An 18,313-nucleotide genomic window follows, 5' to 3' on the forward strand; every position below is an offset into this window, starting at 1 on the left:
CCCCCCGCCCCCCCCCCCCCCCCCCCCCCCCCCCCCCCCCCCGGTTCCCGGCACCGTCTTGCGGTGGCGCCGAGACCTCGGGGGCGGGTGCCTGCGGCGACGGGACCGTCGCGGGGTCGGGCTCGAACTGCGCCGGATCCGCGAAGTAGGCTTTGAAGGGCTTCAACAGCTGCGATATGTGCCACCCGTCCGCGTAGCGGTGGTCGATCGTGGCGGTGAGGGGCAGCATCGGCCGTACCTTGACCTTGCCGTCGATCGCGACGGGCTTGTCGGTGATCTCGCCGACGAGCACGAGGAGCGGCATCCGGTAGAAGCGCGCCAGCGGGGCGAAGCCTTGCGGCAGGCCGAACATGCCGACGCTCGTCACCATCGCGCTCCCGAACGGGTTCGCCTTGACGCCGAGCGCCTTCAGGGACTTGTTGCGGTCGCCGGCCACCCACGCGCTGAATCGCATCGCGAGCTTGAGTGCGCGGCGGGGGAGCGCCTCCATGGTCTTCTTGGTCTTCGCGAACTCCGGATCGTCGCCGGCTTTCATCCGAGACGCGCGGACGTAGAGCTCGTCGGCGATCTCGAAGACCGACTTGTGGTCGGCGTTGTCCACGCGGACGCCCGACAACGAGCGGCCGCCCTCGACCGCCGCGATGTAGAAGATGTCGACGGATCCCCGCGGGATCATCTTCGAGCCGTAGATCCGCATGTTGAAGTCCGGGACGGCGGCCAGCGCCAGCGCGATCGAGCGGCCGACCAGATGGGTGACGGTGACGCGGTGGCCGGCAGCCTTCCCCCGTTCGATCAGGTCCATCATCGGCCCGGCGTCGAACTCCATGGCGCCGTAGATCTGAGGGTCGTCCGGCGGCCCCCACATCGCCCCTGCGATCTTCCGCCACCCCGCGAGCTTCGCCATCGTGTCCTTAGCCTCTCAGGCCCTCGGCCTGCGAGGCAAAGCAGGTGGACCCGTCCGGAAGGGCGAACCTATTGCGGATGATCAAGCACCTGCTCGGGCTCGCGCTCGCCGCGGTCACGTTCGTGCCCGTCGGCGGCGGTGCCGCGCTCGGTGACAACCCGTGGCTCGAGCGGCGGGTATGGAACATCGCTCATCAGGGCGGCGAGAACGAGGCGCCCTCCGACACGCTCTACGCGTTCAAGACGGCGCTCACCAAAGGCGTCGACATGATCGAGCTAGACGTGCACGCCACGAAGGACGGAGAGATCGTCGTCCTCCACGACACGACCGTCGACCGGACGACCAACGGGACCGGCCGGGTCGACGAGCTGACGCTGGCCCAGATCAAGACGCTCGACGCCGCGCACTGGTTCGTCCCCGTGGCCGGCACGACACATTCGGCCGAGGAGTCCGAATACATCTTCCGCGGCGTCGCGACCGGCGCGGTGCCGCCCCCGGCCGGTTTCGAGCCGAACGACTTCACCATCCCGACGCTGCGCGAGGTGCTCGAGACGTTCCCGGATTTCCCGACCAACATCGAGATCAAGAACACGCTTCCCGACACCGCACCCTACGAGAAGATCCTCGCCGACCTGCTCCGGGAGTTCGGCCGTTCGGATGACGTGATCGTGGTGTCGTTCCTCGATCACGCCGTCGAGCTCTTCAAGCTCTGGGCGCCGGAGATCCACACCGCGACCGCAACCGTCGAGGCGGCGATCTTCCATACCTCGGCTCGGGGACCGCTCCCCGGCCTTCCCAACCCGCGCTACGTCGCGTTGCAGGTTCCGGTGATCTTCGACGCCATCCCCGGCGTTCCGATCGAGGTCGTGAACGCGGACTTCGTGGCGAACGCGCACGCGAACGGGCTCGCGGTCCACGTCTGGACGATCAACGACGTCGCGACGATGTGCGCGCTGCTCGAGATGGGCGTCGACGGGATCATGACCGACTTCCCCACGCTCCTCGAGCAGGTCCTCACGGATCCCGCGACGTTCTGCGCCGGTTCCTTCGCGACTACGTGAACGTCGCCGTCACGGCCTTGTCAGAGTCCATCACGAGCACGCAGGTCGGCGACGTCCCGGCCGATGCACAATCGCCATCCCAGCCGGCGAACGTGGTCCCGGCCCGCGTCTTCGCTGTGAGGGTGACTGTGGTCCCGTCCGAGTAGACCTCGAGGCAGTCCGATCCGCAGTTGATGCCGGCGGGCGAGCTCTTGACTTGGCCCGTTCCCGTTCGGGTGACGGTCAGAGTGTGGGTCGACCCGGGCGGCGATCCGTTGATCGTCGTCGTCTCGGTATCCGAGGCTCCGTCCGGGTCGGATTGATCCGCATCGGCGGTGGCTGTGTTGGAAGCGGATCCGGCGGAGACGGCCGTGACCTTGATCTTCACCATGACGCTCGATCCGACTCCCAGCGATGCCCACGTGCACGACACGGTCCCGGCGTTCTGCGTGCACGGCGGTGCCGGCCGTCCGGCGAAGGAGACGAAGGAGACCTCGGCCGGCAAGACGTCTGTCAGGGTCACGTTCGAAGCAACCTGTGGCCCGGCGTTGGACACCGTGACCGTGTACGTGAAAGTCTGCCCAACGTCGACCGGATCGGCCGAATCGGTCTTCACCACGCTCAGATCCGCCACCGCGGCGGGAGCACCTGCCTCCTCGACGGAACCGATCTCGCAGGCGCCGCCGATCGGCCGGCCGACGCCTCGCTGGTCCACGTCGGGGGGTGGACAGTCCGGGCTCCCGGCGTCGAAGACCGGGCTGCCCGGTTGGGGAAGATGGGTGAACGTCGGACCGCCGTTGTCGGCGAGCGACCCGAGCATCGGATCCAACCCGATGATGTTGCCAGACGGATCGCCGACGATGCTGCAGTCGCCGGCTGGGCTCTCGATCAGGTTCCACCCGGCCGAGGTGATCGTGCCGCTCTGGCAGTCGGATCCGATGCTGTTGGCGATGATGGTGTTCTTGATCCGCGTCAGCCCTCCCGGGTCGTTGTTCTTGATCCCGGCGGCTGTCGGCGCGCTGTTGCCGCTGATCGTGCTGCTGCGGACCACGGTCGTGCCCGTGTCCTCGGTGATGATGCCTCCGCCGTCTCCCGTCGCCGAATTCCCGCTGATCGTGTTGTTCGTGATGGTGAGCGTTCCGGCGTTCTCGATCCCGCCGCCGCCGTTCGCCGTATTGTCGCTGAAGGTGCTCCGGTCGATCGTCGCCGTCCCGAAGTTCCGGAGTCCGCCCCCCTCGGCCGCCGCGTTCCCGTCGAAGGTCGAGTCCGAGATCGTCGCCGTCCCGCCGGTCTCGATCCCGCCACCCCCGTCCGCGGCCGTGTTCCCGGAGACGGTCGAGGAGTTCACAAAGAGCGTGCTGTCCCCGCTGAGGATCCCGCCGCCGCTGCCGAGCGTCGCGTCGTTACCGGAGATCGTGCTGTTGGAGACGTTCAAGACGGTAGCGCTGAACGCGCTGATCCCGCCGCCTTGCTCCCCCGTGTTGTTGGAGATGGTCACGCCGTCAAGCGTGGTGACCCCGGGAGCCGGCTGACCGCAGGGGATGCAGGGCCCCTCGGACGATATGCCCCCTCCGAACGGTGCGCTGTTCGACGTAACGGCGCCGCCGATCATCACGAGCTTGGCGCCGGAGTCCACGTGGATCCCACCGGCATTGTTCACCGCGGTGTTGCCAGTCACGGTCGAATCAGTCAGGGTCAACTGTCCGAAGACGAAGATCGCACCGGCCTCCTGTCCGGAGGCGTTCCCCGAGAACGTCACACCGTCCACCGTCGTCACCGCGCTCCCACCGACGTTGAGGCCGCCGCCGCCGCAGCAATCGGCGGTCGCCGCCACGTTGTCCTCGATCAGCGCGTTGGTGATGGTCGCCCGATTCTCGTCGTTGATCCCGCCGCCCCCGGATCCCGAGCTGTTCTCGACGATCGTGGTCCCGTCAACCGACAGCGTCCCGTGGTTCGACAACCCGCCACCGTTGAACGTCGCGCTGTTCCCGATGACGGTGCCGCCCACGATCGACATTGTGCCGTTGTTCCGGACACCGCCCACATCCGGGGCGCTGTTCCCGCTGATCGTTGCGTTGGTGACGGTCATGTCCCCGTCGTTGCCGATCCCGCCAGGGCCGCCGACGGCGGTGTTGTTCGAGATCGTGGAGTCCGACACCGTGGCCTGACCGACGTTGTAGAAGCCGGCACCGCACTCGTGGGTGTTGGAGTCGATGACGGTGTCCGCCACGTCGAGCTCGCCGGTGTTCCACAGGCCGCCGCCGCATCCCCCTCCATACGCCTGGTTCCCGGCGATCAGGCTCCCGTTGGTGATCGTGAGTGTGCCGTCGTTCGCGACGCCGGGGTGGTCGGACGCGGTGTTGTTCGTGACGTCGGTGTCGTCGATCGTCATCGTGGCGCCGCCGCCGTTGAGGATCCCGCCGCCGTTGGTGCCGCCCTCGTTGCCGGTGACCGAGCTGGAGGTGATCGTCAGCGAGCCATTGTTCTGGATCCCGCCGCCGCAGCAGGTGGCGGTGGCGTTCGCGATCGAAGAGCCGGCAACCGTGGCGGTTCCGTCGTTGAACAAGGCGCCGCCGGAGCTGGCCGCGTTGCCGGTTGGGCCGGCGGTGAAGCTCGTGTTGGAGAGCGTCAGAACGGCGCCCGGCCCGTTGTAGATCCCGCCGCCGGCGCCCGTCGCCGTGCCGTCCTCGACCGTGACACCGGTGAGCGCGAGGGTTCCGAAGTTACGGATGTTCCCGCCGTCGTTCGGCTCGACGGTGACGGAGCCGTTCTGGACCTTGAGGTCCGACATCGCGACGATGCCGGGATAAACGTCGAAGCCGCGGTCGCCGATCGCCCCGGCGTTGACGACGCTGTTCGCTCCGGTGATCGTGAGGTCGGATGTGATGTCGAGATCGCCGGTCTGGTTGCCGTCCTCGTCCGACCCCGCGATCGACAACTGGTAGGTCCCTCCAGCGAGCGTGATCGTGTCCGCTCCGTCCCCGGAACCGCATGCATCGACGGGCGAGTCGGTGTTCGCTGCCTGGACCGCCTCGCGAAGCGAGCAGTCTCCGTCGGTGTTCAGCTCGTCCTCGAGCGTGTTGACCGTCAGCGGCGGCGCGACCTCGAACGATCCTAGGTCGCAGAGCGGGCCTTGCGGCCTTGGTATCCCACGCTGATCGGTTCCGGGACAGCCGGCATTTGTGCCGGCGTCGATCGCCGGGCTGCCGGTCGAAAGCGCGTGCGTGTGAGTCTGACCACCGTTGAAGGCGAGGGCGCCCAACAGTGGGTCGGCATGGACGGCCGTGGGGCCGGAGAAACACGAGCTGTCGGAGTCAAGATTGAACCCCGAGCCGATGACGAACGCGCACGAGGCGCTGCCCGCGTTGCTCGCCACGATCGTGTTCTGGACGCTGGTGACGGATCCATCGATCCCGGAGCCGAGTGAAGCCGTGTTGCCTGTGATCGTAGTGTTGAGAAGCGCGATGGATCCGGAGCCGACGTGTATCCCGCCACCGATGCCACCACCGGCCGCTGAGTTCCCGCTGATCGTGGAGTTGGTGATCGTCAGCGGCCCGTCGTTGTAGAAGCCGCCGCCACGTTTGGCGCCTCCGACCACGGTGTTCCCGCTGATCGTGGAGCCCGAGATCGTCAGCGATCCGGTGTTGTAGAAGCCGCCCGCGTCGCTGTTGGAGATGTTGTCCGAGATCGTCGAGTCGACTACCGTCATCGTCCCGCCGATGTAATTGCTGACACCGCCGACGTCGTCGGCCGTGTTGCCGGTCACGACGACGCGGTTGAGGTGGAGCGTCGCGGTGTTGATGATCCCCCCGCCGTTGTCGCCCGCCCCCAGCGTGCCGTCGGTGATGGTGACGTCGCTGATCGCTACGACCCCGCCCGAGACGTGCACGACCCGGTCGAGGTCGTTGGCGTCGATAACCGTCGTGGCGGCGCCGTCTCCGGTGATCGTGAGATCCTCGGTGATGTCGAGGTCCCCGGTCGCGGAGGCGTCCTCTCCCGTTCCGGCGATCGCGAGACCGTAGATCCCGGTCGGAAGATCGATCGTGTCGGCTCCGCTCCCGGCTCCACACGCGTCGACCGCCGCGTTCGTGTTGGCCGCCGTGATCGCTTCGCGCAGGGAGCAGTCGCCGTCGGTGTTCAGCTCGTCCTCGAGCGTATTGACGGTCAGCGTCGTCGCCGCCGGCGCGGATGGAGACGGAACGATCAGGAAGGCCCCCGCCAAAGCGAGGGCCGCACCCGTGCGGGTCATGCGCGCGAAACGGCTGGCGCGCCTCGGTGAAGAGCGCATCCCCATCCCTCCGAGAAACGGCGGACTCGAGCCCCGAACTTGCATTGTCTCGCTGGGGCCCGGGCGCGTCTAGGGGTTCTGCCGTCCGAATTGCAACATTTGGGACCCGAGCCTTGGACGCCTGTTATCCGGGGGGCGAGGCGAGGTCTGCGAGTGACCCCCTCGTGATCGGCTGAGGGGTGGGAAGGCCGAAGCCCCGAGCAAGCTCGGGGCTTCGACTGCCGGGTCTGGTGTTACGCGGCCTTGGTGCTCGCAGAGGCCTTCTTGGCCTTGCGAGCGTTCCAGAACGTCTTGGTGGTGAGGGGCTCGAGCGCCTTCAGGATCTCGAGCGAGTAGTCCTTGGCGGCGCCGAGGAACTTCTCGGCCAGCTCGAAACCGGTCTTCGTGGTCTCGCGCGGCGTCGGGACGCTGTCGGCGATCGGGTTCTTCGGCAGGTCGGGGAGCACGTCGGCGATACGCTCGCTCACGGTCGAGACCGTGGAAACGACGGCTTCCTGCGCCTTGCCGAGGGCCGAAAGGGCCTGGTCGCCGGCCTCGTCGACCATCTTCAGATAGCTGCGTGCCATGTCTTCCTCCTTGCGGACCCCCCACTGGGGCTCTTCGTGATGCTAGGTATACCAAGCGGATGCTTGGCCTGTCAAGTCGTCCGCTTGGTTTTTTTCGCGACCTGCTTGGCCGCCTTAGCAGGGGCGGCGGGGGGCTCCCGGCCGGCGGGCTCGCGGTCGGATGCGACGAAGCTGCGATAGACCCGCAGCAGGGCGCTCTTCTGTTCGTTGGTGAGCTCGGCGTCCAGGCGGATCGAGCGCTCGACGTCGGCGGCTTGCTCGCGCGCCGCACGCTCCGCGTCCACCTCTTCGGGGGCACGTGCATCGAGCAATCCGACCCGCGCGTAGAGGTTCTCGGCGGAGATCTTCAGGGCGTCGGCGATCGCCTTGAGCACCTCGGCAGACGGCTTGTAGATGCCGCGCTCGATCTGACTGAGGTAGGGATTGGAAACCTTGGTGACGTTGGCGAGCTGGCGCAACGACATGTCCGCCAGGCGCCGTTGCGTCCGGATGAACTCACCGAGAGACTTCCACCGCTCGTCCATGTCCGCAGCCTAGCAGTCGCTTGGTGCCCCAAGCAACACGCGTTTCAACGGGCCGTCGGTAGGCGGCGTGTTGGATGGGTAGCATTCGCGAACGATGGAAGAGATCACCTACGAGCAGCTCGGCGTGAACTTCATCACGCATGTGGTCACGCCCGAGCGGGTGGCGGCCACGATCGCTCACGTCGCCGGCGACGAGGTCCGCGTCGGGCCGATGAACGCCGGGCCCGGCGGCGCCGCGTCGGTCACTGCCACCGGCAAGATCAGAACCGTGTCCGCGAAGAACTCCTGGCGCGCGGGACCGCTCTCGTTCGAGGCGACGATCCCGATCGATCTCTCGCTCGACGTCCGCGTTGCAGGGGCGTCGCATCGATACAGCGGCAAGCTCTCCATCGCGCTGCGGATCTCGCTGCGCGCCCTTGCTCCGGTGACCCTGGCGTTCGATATCGACCCGGTGCTGCCGAGCGATGTCGTTGTGGAGCTATCCGCCCAGGGGATGCGCGCGAAAGTGCTTCAGCGCATCGGCGGCATCGACGACGAGGTGCGACGGGCGGTCGCGGCCACCGTCACGGAGCGCCTGAGCTCGGAGGCCGCGCAGGCCGTCCGGATGATCGACGTACTCCGTTACGTGGGCGACGCGTGGAAGCCCGGCGCGGACGCTTCCGCTTAGGCGAGCACCACGCAGGAGATCGACGGCAAGCCGGCGGCGAGCTTCGACCACGATCGTCCCGCGTCTTCCGAGACGAACACGACGCCGTCGCTCGTTCCGAGCGTCGCGCTCCCGGCGTTCGCGTCGAGGCGATATGTGTCGACGTTGTCGGCGAACCACTCCGGCAACCCACCCGAGCATCGCTCGAAGGCGTCGCCTTCGAGATCCCGCCGATAGAGCGCCGCCTTGCGACCCGTGTGGCTGGTCGACGCCGAGAGCAGGATCACGTCGCCGGCGAGCGCGACCGCTCGACAGTACGCTGCGTGCAGCCCATCGTCGGTGAACTCCCAGGATCCTCCGCCGTCTCGAGTGACGGCCATGCCGATCGCTGTGGCGGCGAACGCGAGGCCGGGAACGGAGGGATGGGCGAGCACTTGATGGACGTCGGCGTCCACGTCCATCCCCGTCGGGTGCCAGCCGGCCTCCCCATCCTCAGAGACCAGGATCCCGCCGACGTGGACGTTCGCGTAGACGCGACCGCCGGCGTCGCGAGACAGCGAGCGGGTGTCGGGCGGGCCGCCCCACGGCGTGTACCAGTCGTCGCGGGTCGGGACAAGGTCGAAAGAGCGCACGCGAGTCGCCGAGCTACCGACGACCTTCACCAGATGCGCCTCGGACGTGCCGATCAAGGCGCCGCCGTCCGAAGGGACGAGGCACTTCGCACTCAGCTCTCGGATGCCCGCGGCCTCGCTCCACGCTCGGGCGTCAGGCGAGGAGTGGATGCGGTGGTCGTCGACCACCGACCACCATGCGTCCGGGCCACGCGCGATCGCGCCGACCGAGCCGTGGAGCAGCGTCTCGCCTGAGCCCACGTCGAAGAGCCCCTTCTCGGTGCCCGCCAAGACGCGTGTCATGACGCTTCCTTCAACGCGCGTTCGAACGCCTCGAAGGCGACGTCGTCGAACAGCACGAACCGCACCTCCGCGACCCCGGTTGCTGCGGTGGCGACGGCGCGGATCGCGGCCGGCGCTGCGAGATCGAGCGGGTAGCCGTAGACGCCGGTCGAGATCGCCGGGAACGCCACGCTCTTCGCGCCGAGCTCGTCCGCGACCCGCAGCGACTCGGTGTGGCACGAGGCCAGGATCGTCGAACGGTCCTCGTTCTTGGAATACACGGGCCCGACCGTGTGGATCACCCAGCGCGCCGCGAGCTTGCCCCCGGTCGTGGCGACCGCCCGCCCGGGGGGAAGGCCTTGCTGATGCGTCGTCGCGCGGATGCGCCGGCACTCCTCGATGATCTCCGGGCCGCCCTTTCGGTGGATCGCCCCATCGACGCCGCCGCCGCCCATGAGTGAGGAGTTGGCGGCGTTGACGATCGCGTCGACGGTTTCGGCGGTGATATCGCCTTTAACCAGCGTGATCACGGGCATGCTCGGATACTAGCCCGGCGGCGTTTCCTCGGGCGGGGCGAGCGGGGCGATGCGGCACTCCGACTCGCGCAGGTGAGCGGGGTCGTCGAATGCGAAAAGGCACGCCGACACGAGTTCGCCGGTGCTGGGATCGAACTCGAGCAGGCCGAAGCCGAACGGAGCGCTCTTCGGTGTCTTGATCCCGTTGGCCCCGCTGGTGCCGGCCGAGATCTCGAGCACGCCGCCGTCGACCGCGAGCAACGGCTTGTGGTCGTGTCCTCGGACGAACACCATCGCACGTCCCGCGGCGCGCGCCGCCTCGGCCGCGCACTCACCCAGACGACGGTCGTGCACGACGACGATCAGAGCGTCGGTGGCGAGGAATCGCCGGGCGAGTTGCTCACACCGAGCCGGGATCTCCACGTCGGCCAGGTCGTTCCGTGGGTCCGACGCGATGCTGTACGCGTTGGGATCGGTTTCGCCGAGCACGGCGATGCCCTCGACGTCGACGAGATCCGTCCGGCCCGATTCCAGCAGCGTCACGCCCGGCATCGTGCGGACGCGGTCCAGCGTCGCGCGGTCCTCATGGTTGCCGCCGACGACGATCTGACGCGGAGTGACCGCGCCGAAGCGCGCGAAGAACTCCGCCTCCGTCTGCGTTCCTCGGTCGGTGAAGTCGCCGGCGTTGATCGTCACGCTCGCGCCGAAGCGCTGCGCCAGCTCCTGCGCGATCAGGAAACCGATCGGGTTGTTGTGGACGTCCGACACGACGAGGATCTTCGTCGTCGGCCCTGAGGGCGCCGCAGGTCGCGACGTGATCTGGGAGTGAAGGCGCAGCAAGCCTTCCGCGACCTTGTTGATGTTTCTCCGCGCGCCGGCGAGGTCGCGGCTTACCTCACCGAGTACTTCGAGCACCCGCGGCGCGTCCTCGATGGGGCCCCGGTAGTGGGGTTCCTCCAATGCCTTGGCATCGAACGTCAGGACGGTGGCGCCCACCACGAGCGAGCCGGCCGCGAGGAAGGTGAGCGCGCCGATCCCCCCGGCGATCGCCATCCGCTTGCGTCCCATCGCGTCGGCGACGAGGAGTCCGCCGAGTGCCCCGGCGAGCGCGAGCCACACCAGCTTGCGGATGAGGAACGCGAGTCGAAGATCCCGGAGCTCCGCAAGGTCCGGCAGGCCTCGCGGCCGTTCTCCGATCACGAACGAGGCGTGAACGTCGAGCGGCGCCGTGTGGGTCTTCCACGACAGCTCGCCGAACGGCCCGAGGTCGAGCGCGACGGTACCCCCCGGGATGTTCGGGGTGACCCGCACCATGATCTCACCGGCTGAGAAGGGGAAAGAGACCGGCGCGAAGATGCGCCCCGCGCACAGCGCGAAGCCGACCAGCAGGATCGCCCGCCGGACCGATGGGCGCGTCAACCACCCAGGGAAGCGCATCGCTTGAGGCTACTAAGGAGAACCGTTGTCGGCCGCGCATGCCGGGTGAACTGCGGATATAGCGGGCGGGAACCGGGGTGCATGGGTCGGCGGAAGCAGGGTAAGGTACGACGACGGTTCCGACCGGGAGGGCCAGATGTTGCTGCGGGAGATCATGACGACCGACGTCCTGGACGTCGAGCCTGCCACGACGCTCCAGGCGGCGGCGCAGGCGATGAAGGAGCGGAAGGCATCCTCGGTGGTCATCACGGAGGACGGCTACCTGATCGGCATCCTTACCGAGCGCGACATCGTGAAGGCCGTGGCCGAGGGCATCGACACCGAGGTCACCCACATCCGCGATTACATGACCCCAGCCCCGACGGCCGTCACGCCCGACATCAGCGTCGAAGAGGCGGCCCAGGTGATGCTCGAGCACGGGTTCCGCCACCTGCCGGTGGTGGACGGGGAGCGCGAGCTCAAGGGCATCGTGTCGATCCGGGACATCGCCCGCGCCGGCATCAAGCTCCCGGCCGAAGCCGTCGTCAAGTAGCGGCGCGGTATCCGGCGCCCGGCGGGGCCGCACCTTTCTATGACGCGCACGGGTGGCGAAGAGCGCCGTCGACAGCTCATCCACGACGCGGTCGCGCTGTTCGGTGGGCGGGGCTATGAGGGCACCAGCCTCGACGCGGTCGCCGAAGCGTCGGGCGTCCGGAAGCAGACGCTCCTGTACTACTTCCCGGGGAAGGACGAGCTCTTCGACGCCTGCATCGATGAGCTCGCAACCAGACTCTCGTCGGCGCTCGAACGGGCACTGGAAGGGGAGGACGAGCGCGAGCGACCCGAGCGGGTGATCTCGGCCATCTTCCGTCTGGCGGAGGAGTGGCCGGAGTTCCCGCCCTTCGCTCGCGAGGCTTCCCGGCGCGGCCCGGAGGTGATCGCACGCGTGACGGGCGTGCTCGAGCCTCTGCGGAAACGCGCCCTCGTTCACCTCGAGCGCGGCATGGAGGACGGCACGTTCCGCCGTCAAGACCCGACGCTGCTCCTGTTCACCCTGTACACGGCCGTCGTGGGATCGCTGACCGAGGCGGGCGTCCTGCGGGCGCTGGGCGGTGGGCAGCAGAGCCGAAGCGCGCTGAAACGGCGCGAGGAAGAGCTCGTGGAGTTCGTGCGACGGGCGCTCGAGCCGTGAAGGGCGGAGATCGCCGAACGATCTCGCCGCGGATCCTCCTGATCGGGGACGCGATCGCGATCGCCCTGTTCGCGGTGATCGGGCTCGCGAGCCACGACGAAGGCATCACCGCCGGCGGGGTCGCGCGAAACGCGTTGCCGATCCTGGCGGGATGGTTCGTCGTGGCGGCGTTCGTGGGGACGTACTCCCGGCCGGGCCTGCGTACGATGCTCATCACCTGGGTGATGGCCGTCCCGGTCGGTGTCGTGATCCGAGCGATCGTGCTGAGCCGGCCGGCCGACGGATCGCAGATCGTTTTCGCGATCGTGACGATGACGGTCACGTTGGTGTTGCTGCTCGGTTGGCGCGCCATCGCGGCGATGGTTCCGGCCGGGCGCTAGCGCTCCTCAGCCGCGATCGAGCTCCAGCGCGGCGCTGTTGATGCACCAGCGCCGACCGCCGGATTCTCGCGGCCCGTCGTCGAAGACGTGTCCGAGGTGGGAGTCACAACGGGCGCATCGGACCTCGGTTCGAACCATCCCGTGGGCGCGGTCCTCGTTCAGGATCACCGCGTCGGGCGAGACCGCCTCGGTGAAGCTCGGCCATCCCGACCCCGAGTGGTACTTGACGTCGCTCTTGAAAAGAACGTTGCCGCAGGCCGCGCACCGATACGTGCCGTCGTCCTCGGTGTCGACGTAATGGCCGGTGAACGCTCGCTCTGTTCCGGCCTCCCGGAGGATGCGGTACTGCTCCGGCGTAAGCCGCGCGCGCCACTCTTGTTCGGTGCTCGGCAGACGATCCATCTCCTCGGCCACGACTCCTCCCCCGGTTCGCCCAACACTCTAGTTCGGCCGTTGCCTTCGGCGTATTGACAATCATTCTCATTATCGCTTACGGTCGGTGCATGGCTCGGGCCCGAAGGAGCGTGGTCGCCACCGCGCTCGCTCTCGCGATGGCGTCGGCCGGATGCGGCGGGAGCAGGACGTCGCCGAGCCCCGGCCTGGACGTCGTAGCGGCCTTCTACCCGCTGGCCGAAGCGGCCCGCCGGGTCGGGGGCCCATTCGCGCGCGTCCACGACATCACTCCCACGGGCGTCGAGCCGCACGACCTCGAGTTGAAGCCGAGCGATGTCGGGCTGATCCGCTCGGCCGACCTCATCCTGTACCTCGGTGGTGGCTTCCAGCCGGCCCTCGAGGACGCGATCGGGGCCATACCCAACAAGACCGCCGCCGTCGACCTGCTGGAAGGGCTCCCGGTGAAGGATGGGGTCGAGGAGGGTGAGGCTACCGATCCCCACGTCTGGCTGGATCCGCTGCTCATGATCCGCATCGTCGAGCGGGTGGCCGAGGAGATGACCGCGCGGTTCCCGGAGGAGCAGACGGTGTTCGAAAGCCGCGCGTTCACCTATAAGACGTCGCTCGAGGAGCTGCATCGCAGCTTCGCCGACACCTTGGCAACGTGCCGGCAGCGGGAGATCGTCACCGCGCACGCGGCGTTCGGCTACCTCGCGGCTCGGTACGGCCTCGAGCAGATCGCCATCTCGGGCTTGTCGCCCGAGGCCGAGCCGTCGCCTCGCCGGCTCGAGGAGGTTGCCCGGTTCGCCGAGCAAGCCGGCGTGAAGACGATCTTCTTCGAGACCTTGGTGAGTCCGCGTGTGGCGGAAACGATCGCCCGCACGGTGCGGGCGCGCACGGCGGTGCTCAACCCGGTCGAGGGGCTCACCGAGGAGCAGCGCGTCGTGGGCGAGACGTACGCGTCGTTGATGCGCGCGAACCTTGCCGCGCTCGCTTTGGGGCTGCAATGCAAGCAGAGCTGAGCGATCGCGCACCGGACGGCGCGGTTCTCGAGGTTCGTGGGATCGAGTTCGCTTTCGAGAGCGGGCGTGTTCTCAACCGCGTGAGCCTGTCCGTGCGGGCCGGCGACTTCCTCGTGCTGCTCGGGCCGAACGGGAGCGGCAAGAGCACCTTGGTCAAGGTCGCGCTCGGCCTGCTCGAGCCGGAGGGGGGAGCGGCGACCCTGTTCGGGTTTCCCGCTCGGGACGCCCGCGCGCGCGAGAAGGTCGGCTACGTGCCGCAGCGCGCGGCGATCTCCTCGCGAGTGCCGGCCACGGTCGCCGAGGTGGTACTCACCGGGAGGGTGCACGGTTCGCCGTTCGGGGTCTTCCGCCGTGCGGACCGGGAGGCCGCCGCGAAGGCGCTGGACCGCGTCGGCCTTGCGCACCTGGCCGGCCGACGGATCGGGGAGCTGTCCGGCGGCGAGCAGCAGCGCGTTCTCATCGCTCGCGCTCTGGTATCCGACCCACGGCTGATCGTGCTCGACGAGCCGACGGCGGGTGTCGACAAGGAGTCGCAGTCGCGCTTCGCGGAGATCCTGCGCGACCTGAATGCCTCCGGGGTCACGATCATGATGGTGGCCCACGACGTCGGAGCGGTCGGGCCCTCCCTCACGCGCGTCGTGGCTCTCCATCAAGGGCATCTGGACGAGATCCCACTCGAAGAAGCGCGCGAGCAGATCGGCATGTTCGTCGAGGACCACCCGGTGGGGGGCCACTGATGGGCTTCTTCGAGCTGTTCTGGATGTCGGTCGTTGCCGGTGCGGCCGTCGGGGCGGCGGCGCCGTCGATCGGGACGTTCGTCGTTCAGAAGCGGCTCTCGCTGATCGGCGACGGCATCGGTCACGTCGCGTTCGCCGGCGTGGCGTTCGCGCTGTGGCTCGATGTGTCGCCGCTCGCCGCGGCGCTCACGTTCGCGGTGCTGGGGGCGATCGGGATCGACGCGATGCGTCGCCGGAGTCCCGAGGAGGCCGACATGGGCCTTGCGCTGTTCTTCTACGGCTCGATCGCCTTGGGCGCGGTCGTGCTTCAGCTCGGCGGATCGTTCAACGCGGGGCTTCTTGGGATCCTGTTCGGTCAGGTGCTCAGCGTCACGACCGGCGAGCTCGTAACGATCGTGGTGCTCGCCGTCTTCATCCTCGGCGTCGTCGCCCTCAGCTACCGGGGCCTCGTCGCCGTCGCGATCGACGAGGAGGCGGCGGTCGTCCGTGGGCTGCCGGTCGGCGCCCTCAACGCAGGACTCATGATGCTCACGGCGTTGACGATCGGGGTCGGGATGCGCGTCGTGGGCATCCTACTCATCGCGGCCATGATGGTCCTGCCGGTTGGCATCGCGCGCAACGTCGTTCGGAGTTTCAAGGCGACGCTGGTGACCGCGTCGCTGGCCGGCGCCGCGTGCGCGGTCACGGGGATCGCGGCCTCGTACGCCTTGGACACGGTGCCCAGCGGCACCATCGTCCTCGTCGCGGTCGCCGCGTACCTGATCTCGGACGCGTTCCGGCTCGCTCGGCGTTCACTCGCGCGGGGGAGGGTCGCGGCGTGAGGCGTGAGACGAAGCAACGGAGTGAAGTGCTGGCGTCACTCGCCGGAGGCGAAGCGCTCTCGGCGCAAGAGTTGCACGACCGGTTGCGCCACGCCGGTAGCCGGACCGGCCTGGCGACCGTCTATCGCGCGCTCCGGATGCTCGCCGAGGACGGTGTCGTCGACGTCTTGCGCGAGGACCCGGTCCAGCTCCGGTACCGCGTCTGTTCGATCGAGCACCACCATCACCTGGTATGCGAGTCCTGCGGCCGGGTGGAGGAGATCCCAGAATGCGACGTGAGCGAGTGGGCGTCTCGGGTCGCGCGGCCCCGCGGTTTCCGGGTCCGAACCCATCGCGCCGAGATCCTGGGGATCTGCGAGGACTGTGCTCGCTCGGCCGGCAAGCGGGCCCTCACCAAACCGAGCGGACGGCAGCGCCGGTAACGATCCTCCTCCGCGGGTAGGCTTCAGCGATCCGCATGCGTCTCCGGCGCTCGCTCATCTGTGTGGTCTCGCTGGCCGCCGTCGCCGCGTCCCCGGGAACCGCAGGGTCGGCGACCGAAGGCAAGGTCGTGTCGTTCGGCGGCGTGACCGTCCGCGTGCCGCCAGACTGGCCCGTCGTCGATCTGCGCCGGGAGCCGACCCGGTGCGCGCGGTTCGACGTGAACACCGTGTACCTCGGCCATCAAGGCCCCGAAGCGCTGTGTCCTGCCGTCATCGTCGGCGCAGCCGAAGCCGTCCACCTGGAGCCCTGGGACGAGGAAACCGACGCCTCCATGCGAGGGGCCGCCCGCCGGAACGTCGGCGGGGAGCCGGCACGGGTCGATGAGATCGGCCGTGCCGGCGGCCGGGTGGTCGTCGGGCTCGAGCGTCCGCGAACGATCGTCCGCGTGACGTTCGGTGCGCGCGAGGCGCTCGCCGACCAGATCGTCGCAAGCATCCGCGTAACAGGAGCGGCATCGCCGACGCCGGGCGGCCCCGCCCCGACCGGAGAGGCGCCGGCGGGGGAGGCGGCGGCGATCCCCGGGTTCTCGGCCGCGCAGACGCAGCCGGCTCCGCTGCAGAAGGGCATCTTCGCAGGCGACGGGTTCGATACGTGCGCGAACCCGTCGCTCGAGAAGATGCAGGCGTGGCTCGCCTCTCCGTATCGAGCGATCGGCATCTACGTCGGGGGCGTTAATCACGGATGCAAGGCTCAGACGCTGTCCGCCGACTGGGTGTCGTCGGCCGCGCGGCAGGGGTGGTCCTTCCTTCCCCTGTATGTGGGAAGGCAGGCACCCTGCTACTCGGGCTCGGGCGTGAAGATCGATCCCGCTTCCGCCGCGGCGCAGGGGACCGCGGCCGCCAACGACTCCATCGCGCAAGCCGACAAGTTCGGCTTGCCGACCGGCTCGCCGCTGTACTTCGACATGGAGGCGTATTCGGGCAACTCGACGTGCATCAACGCCGTCCATACGTTCCTCCAGAACTGGACCAAGCGGTTGCACGAGCGCGGGTACGTATCGGGCGTCTACTCGAGCGAGGCGTCGGGCGTCGCGAATCTCTCGGCCGCCTACAACACCCCGGGATACTTCAGGCCGGACGTCATCTGGACCGCCCACTGGGGCGAGTCGAAGCGCATCTTCGGTCACCACGAGGAATGGCTGCCCGACTCGATCTGGACGAACCATCAGAGGATCCATCAGTACAGAGGCGGGCACGTCGAGACGTGGGGCGGCGAACAGATCAACATCGACAACGACTTGATCGACGCGCCCGTCGTGCGGTTCGCCGCCGCGCCGCGATGGGTCACCGGCAACTTCGACGGCGTCGGAGGGACGGATCTGGTCCACTTGTGCTGCGGCGACTACGCCAACACCTGGATGAGTCAAGGGGACGGAACCTACACGGTGAAGAGCTTCCGCCCGTGGGCCGGCTACGACCTGCAGCTCCCTGGATGGATCAGCTCGGACGTGAACGGCGACGCCCGAGACGATCTGGTCCATCTCTGTTGTAAGGACCACGCGCTGGTGTGGCTGTCCGACGGCGACGGATCGTTCACGGTCGTGGGATTCCGCCCGTGGGCCGGCTACGAGTTACAGCAGGGCTCGTGGGCCGGGTTGGACTTCGACGGTGACGGCCACGGCGATCTGGTTCATCTGTGTTGCAAGGATTACGCGCTCGTGTGGCTTTCGAACGGCGACGGATCGTTCACGGTGAAGGGATTCCGTCCCTGGGCTGGGTACGTCGTCCTGCAAGGCGGATGGGCGGCCTCGGACGTCGACGGTGACGGCCAAGGCGATCTGGTTCATCTGTGTTGCAAGGATTACGCGCTTGTGTGGCTTTCGAACGGCGACGGATCGTTCACGGTAAAGGGGTTCCGTCCCTGGGCCGGCTATGGGTTACAGCAGGGTTCGTGGGCGGGGTTGGACGTGGACGGCGACGGCCACGGCGATCTGGTTCATCTGTGTTGCAAGGATTACGCGCTCGTGTGGCTTTCGAACGGCGACGGAAGCTTCTCGGTGAAGGGATTCCGTCCTTGGAACGGGTACGTCGTGCAGCAGGGCAGATGGGCGGCCTCGGACGTGAACGGCGACGGCCAAGGCGATCTTGTCCACCTGTGCTGCAGCGACTACGCGCTGGTGTGGCTGTCGACCGGCGACGGAAGCTTCACCGTCGAGGGGTTCCGCCCCTGGATCGGGTATGGGTTACAGCTGGGCTCATGGCGCACCGGTGACGCCGACGCGGACGGAGACGGCGATCTCTTCCACATGTGCTGCTCCACGAGGATCTTCACCTGGTTCTCGGCAGGCGACGGGACGTACGGCCTCACGGCCTCGCCGATCTGAGGTCAGAAGACCTCGCTGCCGTCGTCGACCCGGCGCTCGGGACGCAGGACAACGACCCTGTACTTAGTCCCGGCGCCTGAGCACCAAGCATTCGGACGTCACGCCCGCGATCCGCTTCGCCGGAACGACGGTTCCCGCCGTCGCACGGCCGGCGAGCTCCATGCGGTGCA

The 18,313-nt window shown here is 68.2% G+C and carries 18 protein-coding genes; 10 read left to right on the forward strand and 8 right to left on the reverse strand.

Features of this window, described 5'->3' with window-relative positions:
• Positions 1–904, reverse strand: a 904-nt coding sequence (locus WEB06_10060) for a 2-oxo acid dehydrogenase subunit E2 (protein MEX2555966.1), incomplete at its 3' end; no start/stop codon positions are given.
• Positions 905–981: 77 nt separating this feature from the next.
• Here WEB06_10060 and WEB06_10065 point away from each other — a divergent pair.
• Entirely contained in the window at positions 982–1,965 is a 984-nt protein-coding gene (locus tag WEB06_10065; protein ID MEX2555967.1) for a glycerophosphodiester phosphodiesterase, read from the forward strand.
• Here the strand turns inward: WEB06_10065 and WEB06_10070 are convergent.
• The 3 genes from WEB06_10070 to WEB06_10080 all read right to left on the reverse strand — a co-directional run bounded on the left by WEB06_10070 (position 1,958) and on the right by WEB06_10080 (position 7,322).
• The gene (locus WEB06_10070; GenBank protein ID MEX2555968.1) at positions 1,958–6,193 is read right to left on the reverse strand and encodes a choice-of-anchor Q domain-containing protein; all 4,236 of its coding nucleotides are present in this window, start codon (positions 6,191–6,193) and stop codon (positions 1,958–1,960) included. The two genes, WEB06_10065 and WEB06_10070, sit on opposite strands and share 8 nt — an antisense overlap.
• A 272-nt stretch (positions 6,194–6,465) precedes the next feature.
• Positions 6,466–6,798, reverse strand: coding sequence for a hypothetical protein (locus tag WEB06_10075; protein ID MEX2555969.1), 333 nt, complete (start codon positions 6,796–6,798; stop codon positions 6,466–6,468).
• Between the two features lie 71 nt (positions 6,799–6,869).
• The gene (locus WEB06_10080; protein MEX2555970.1) at positions 6,870–7,322 is read right to left on the reverse strand and encodes a helix-turn-helix transcriptional regulator; all 453 of its coding nucleotides are present in this window, start codon (positions 7,320–7,322) and stop codon (positions 6,870–6,872) included.
• Between the two features lie 94 nt (positions 7,323–7,416).
• Between WEB06_10080 and WEB06_10085 the strand changes: the two genes are divergently transcribed.
• Complete coding sequence (locus tag WEB06_10085) at positions 7,417–7,989, forward strand: hypothetical protein (GenBank protein ID MEX2555971.1); 573 nt, start codon at positions 7,417–7,419, stop codon at positions 7,987–7,989.
• Here WEB06_10085 and WEB06_10090 read toward each other — a convergent pair.
• The 3 genes from WEB06_10090 to WEB06_10100 are packed head-to-tail and all read right to left on the reverse strand — an operon-like array spanning position 7,986 to position 10,813.
• Complete coding sequence (locus WEB06_10090; protein MEX2555972.1) at positions 7,986–8,882, reverse strand: hypothetical protein; 897 nt, start codon at positions 8,880–8,882, stop codon at positions 7,986–7,988. The genes WEB06_10085 and WEB06_10090 overlap by 4 nt on opposite strands.
• Entirely contained in the window at positions 8,879–9,397 is a 519-nt protein-coding gene (locus WEB06_10095; protein MEX2555973.1) for an O-acetyl-ADP-ribose deacetylase, read from the reverse strand. Before WEB06_10095 ends, WEB06_10090 begins: the two co-directional genes overlap by 4 nt.
• Before the next feature lie 9 nt (positions 9,398–9,406).
• Positions 9,407–10,813: a metallophosphoesterase gene (locus WEB06_10100; protein MEX2555974.1), complete on the reverse strand. Its 1,407-nt coding sequence runs from the start codon at positions 10,811–10,813 to the stop codon at positions 9,407–9,409.
• A 136-nt stretch (positions 10,814–10,949) separates the two neighbouring features.
• On the opposite strand from WEB06_10100, the gene WEB06_10105 reads away from it, so the two are divergent.
• The 3 genes from WEB06_10105 to WEB06_10115 are packed head-to-tail and all read left to right on the forward strand — an operon-like array spanning position 10,950 to position 12,364.
• Positions 10,950–11,345, forward strand: a complete 396-nt coding sequence (locus WEB06_10105) for a CBS domain-containing protein (protein MEX2555975.1) — start codon at positions 10,950–10,952, stop codon at positions 11,343–11,345.
• Positions 11,346–11,384: 39 nt separating this feature from the next.
• Positions 11,385–11,984 (forward strand): TetR/AcrR family transcriptional regulator, encoded by a 600-nt coding sequence (locus WEB06_10110; GenBank protein ID MEX2555976.1) that lies wholly within the window; start codon positions 11,385–11,387, stop codon positions 11,982–11,984.
• Positions 11,981–12,364, forward strand: coding sequence for a DUF3054 domain-containing protein (locus WEB06_10115; protein MEX2555977.1), 384 nt, complete (start codon positions 11,981–11,983; stop codon positions 12,362–12,364). Before WEB06_10110 ends, WEB06_10115 begins: the two co-directional genes overlap by 4 nt.
• A 6-nt stretch (positions 12,365–12,370) precedes the next feature.
• On the opposite strand, the gene msrB is transcribed toward WEB06_10115, so the two are convergent.
• Entirely contained in the window at positions 12,371–12,766 is a 396-nt protein-coding gene (msrB, locus tag WEB06_10120; protein ID MEX2555978.1) for a peptide-methionine (R)-S-oxide reductase MsrB, read from the reverse strand.
• A gap of 101 nt (positions 12,767–12,867) precedes the next feature.
• Between msrB and WEB06_10125 the strand changes: the two genes are divergently transcribed.
• From WEB06_10125 to WEB06_10145, 5 genes are read left to right on the forward strand one after another with little or no spacing between them, the layout of a single operon-like run.
• Positions 12,868–13,779 (forward strand): metal ABC transporter substrate-binding protein, encoded by a 912-nt coding sequence (locus WEB06_10125; GenBank protein MEX2555979.1) that lies wholly within the window; start codon positions 12,868–12,870, stop codon positions 13,777–13,779.
• Complete coding sequence (locus tag WEB06_10130; GenBank protein ID MEX2555980.1) at positions 13,764–14,516, forward strand: metal ABC transporter ATP-binding protein; 753 nt, start codon at positions 13,764–13,766, stop codon at positions 14,514–14,516. The genes WEB06_10125 and WEB06_10130 overlap by 16 nt, the downstream gene beginning before the upstream one ends.
• A complete protein-coding gene (locus WEB06_10135) occupies positions 14,516–15,337 on the forward strand; it encodes a metal ABC transporter permease (protein ID MEX2555981.1) in 822 nt (273 codons plus the stop codon). Before WEB06_10130 ends, WEB06_10135 begins: the two co-directional genes overlap by 1 nt.
• On the forward strand, positions 15,334–15,759 hold the full coding sequence (locus tag WEB06_10140; protein MEX2555982.1) for a transcriptional repressor: 426 nt from the start codon (positions 15,334–15,336) through the stop codon (positions 15,757–15,759). Before WEB06_10135 ends, WEB06_10140 begins: the two co-directional genes overlap by 4 nt.
• Positions 15,760–15,794: 35 nt before the next feature.
• Entirely contained in the window at positions 15,795–18,143 is a 2,349-nt protein-coding gene (locus tag WEB06_10145; GenBank protein ID MEX2555983.1) for a glycoside hydrolase domain-containing protein, read from the forward strand.
• Positions 18,144–18,313 lie beyond the last annotated feature (170 nt).

The organism is Actinomycetota bacterium (genome assembly GCA_040905475.1).
GTDB lineage: Bacteria > Actinomycetota > AC-67 > AC-67 > AC-67 > DATFGK01.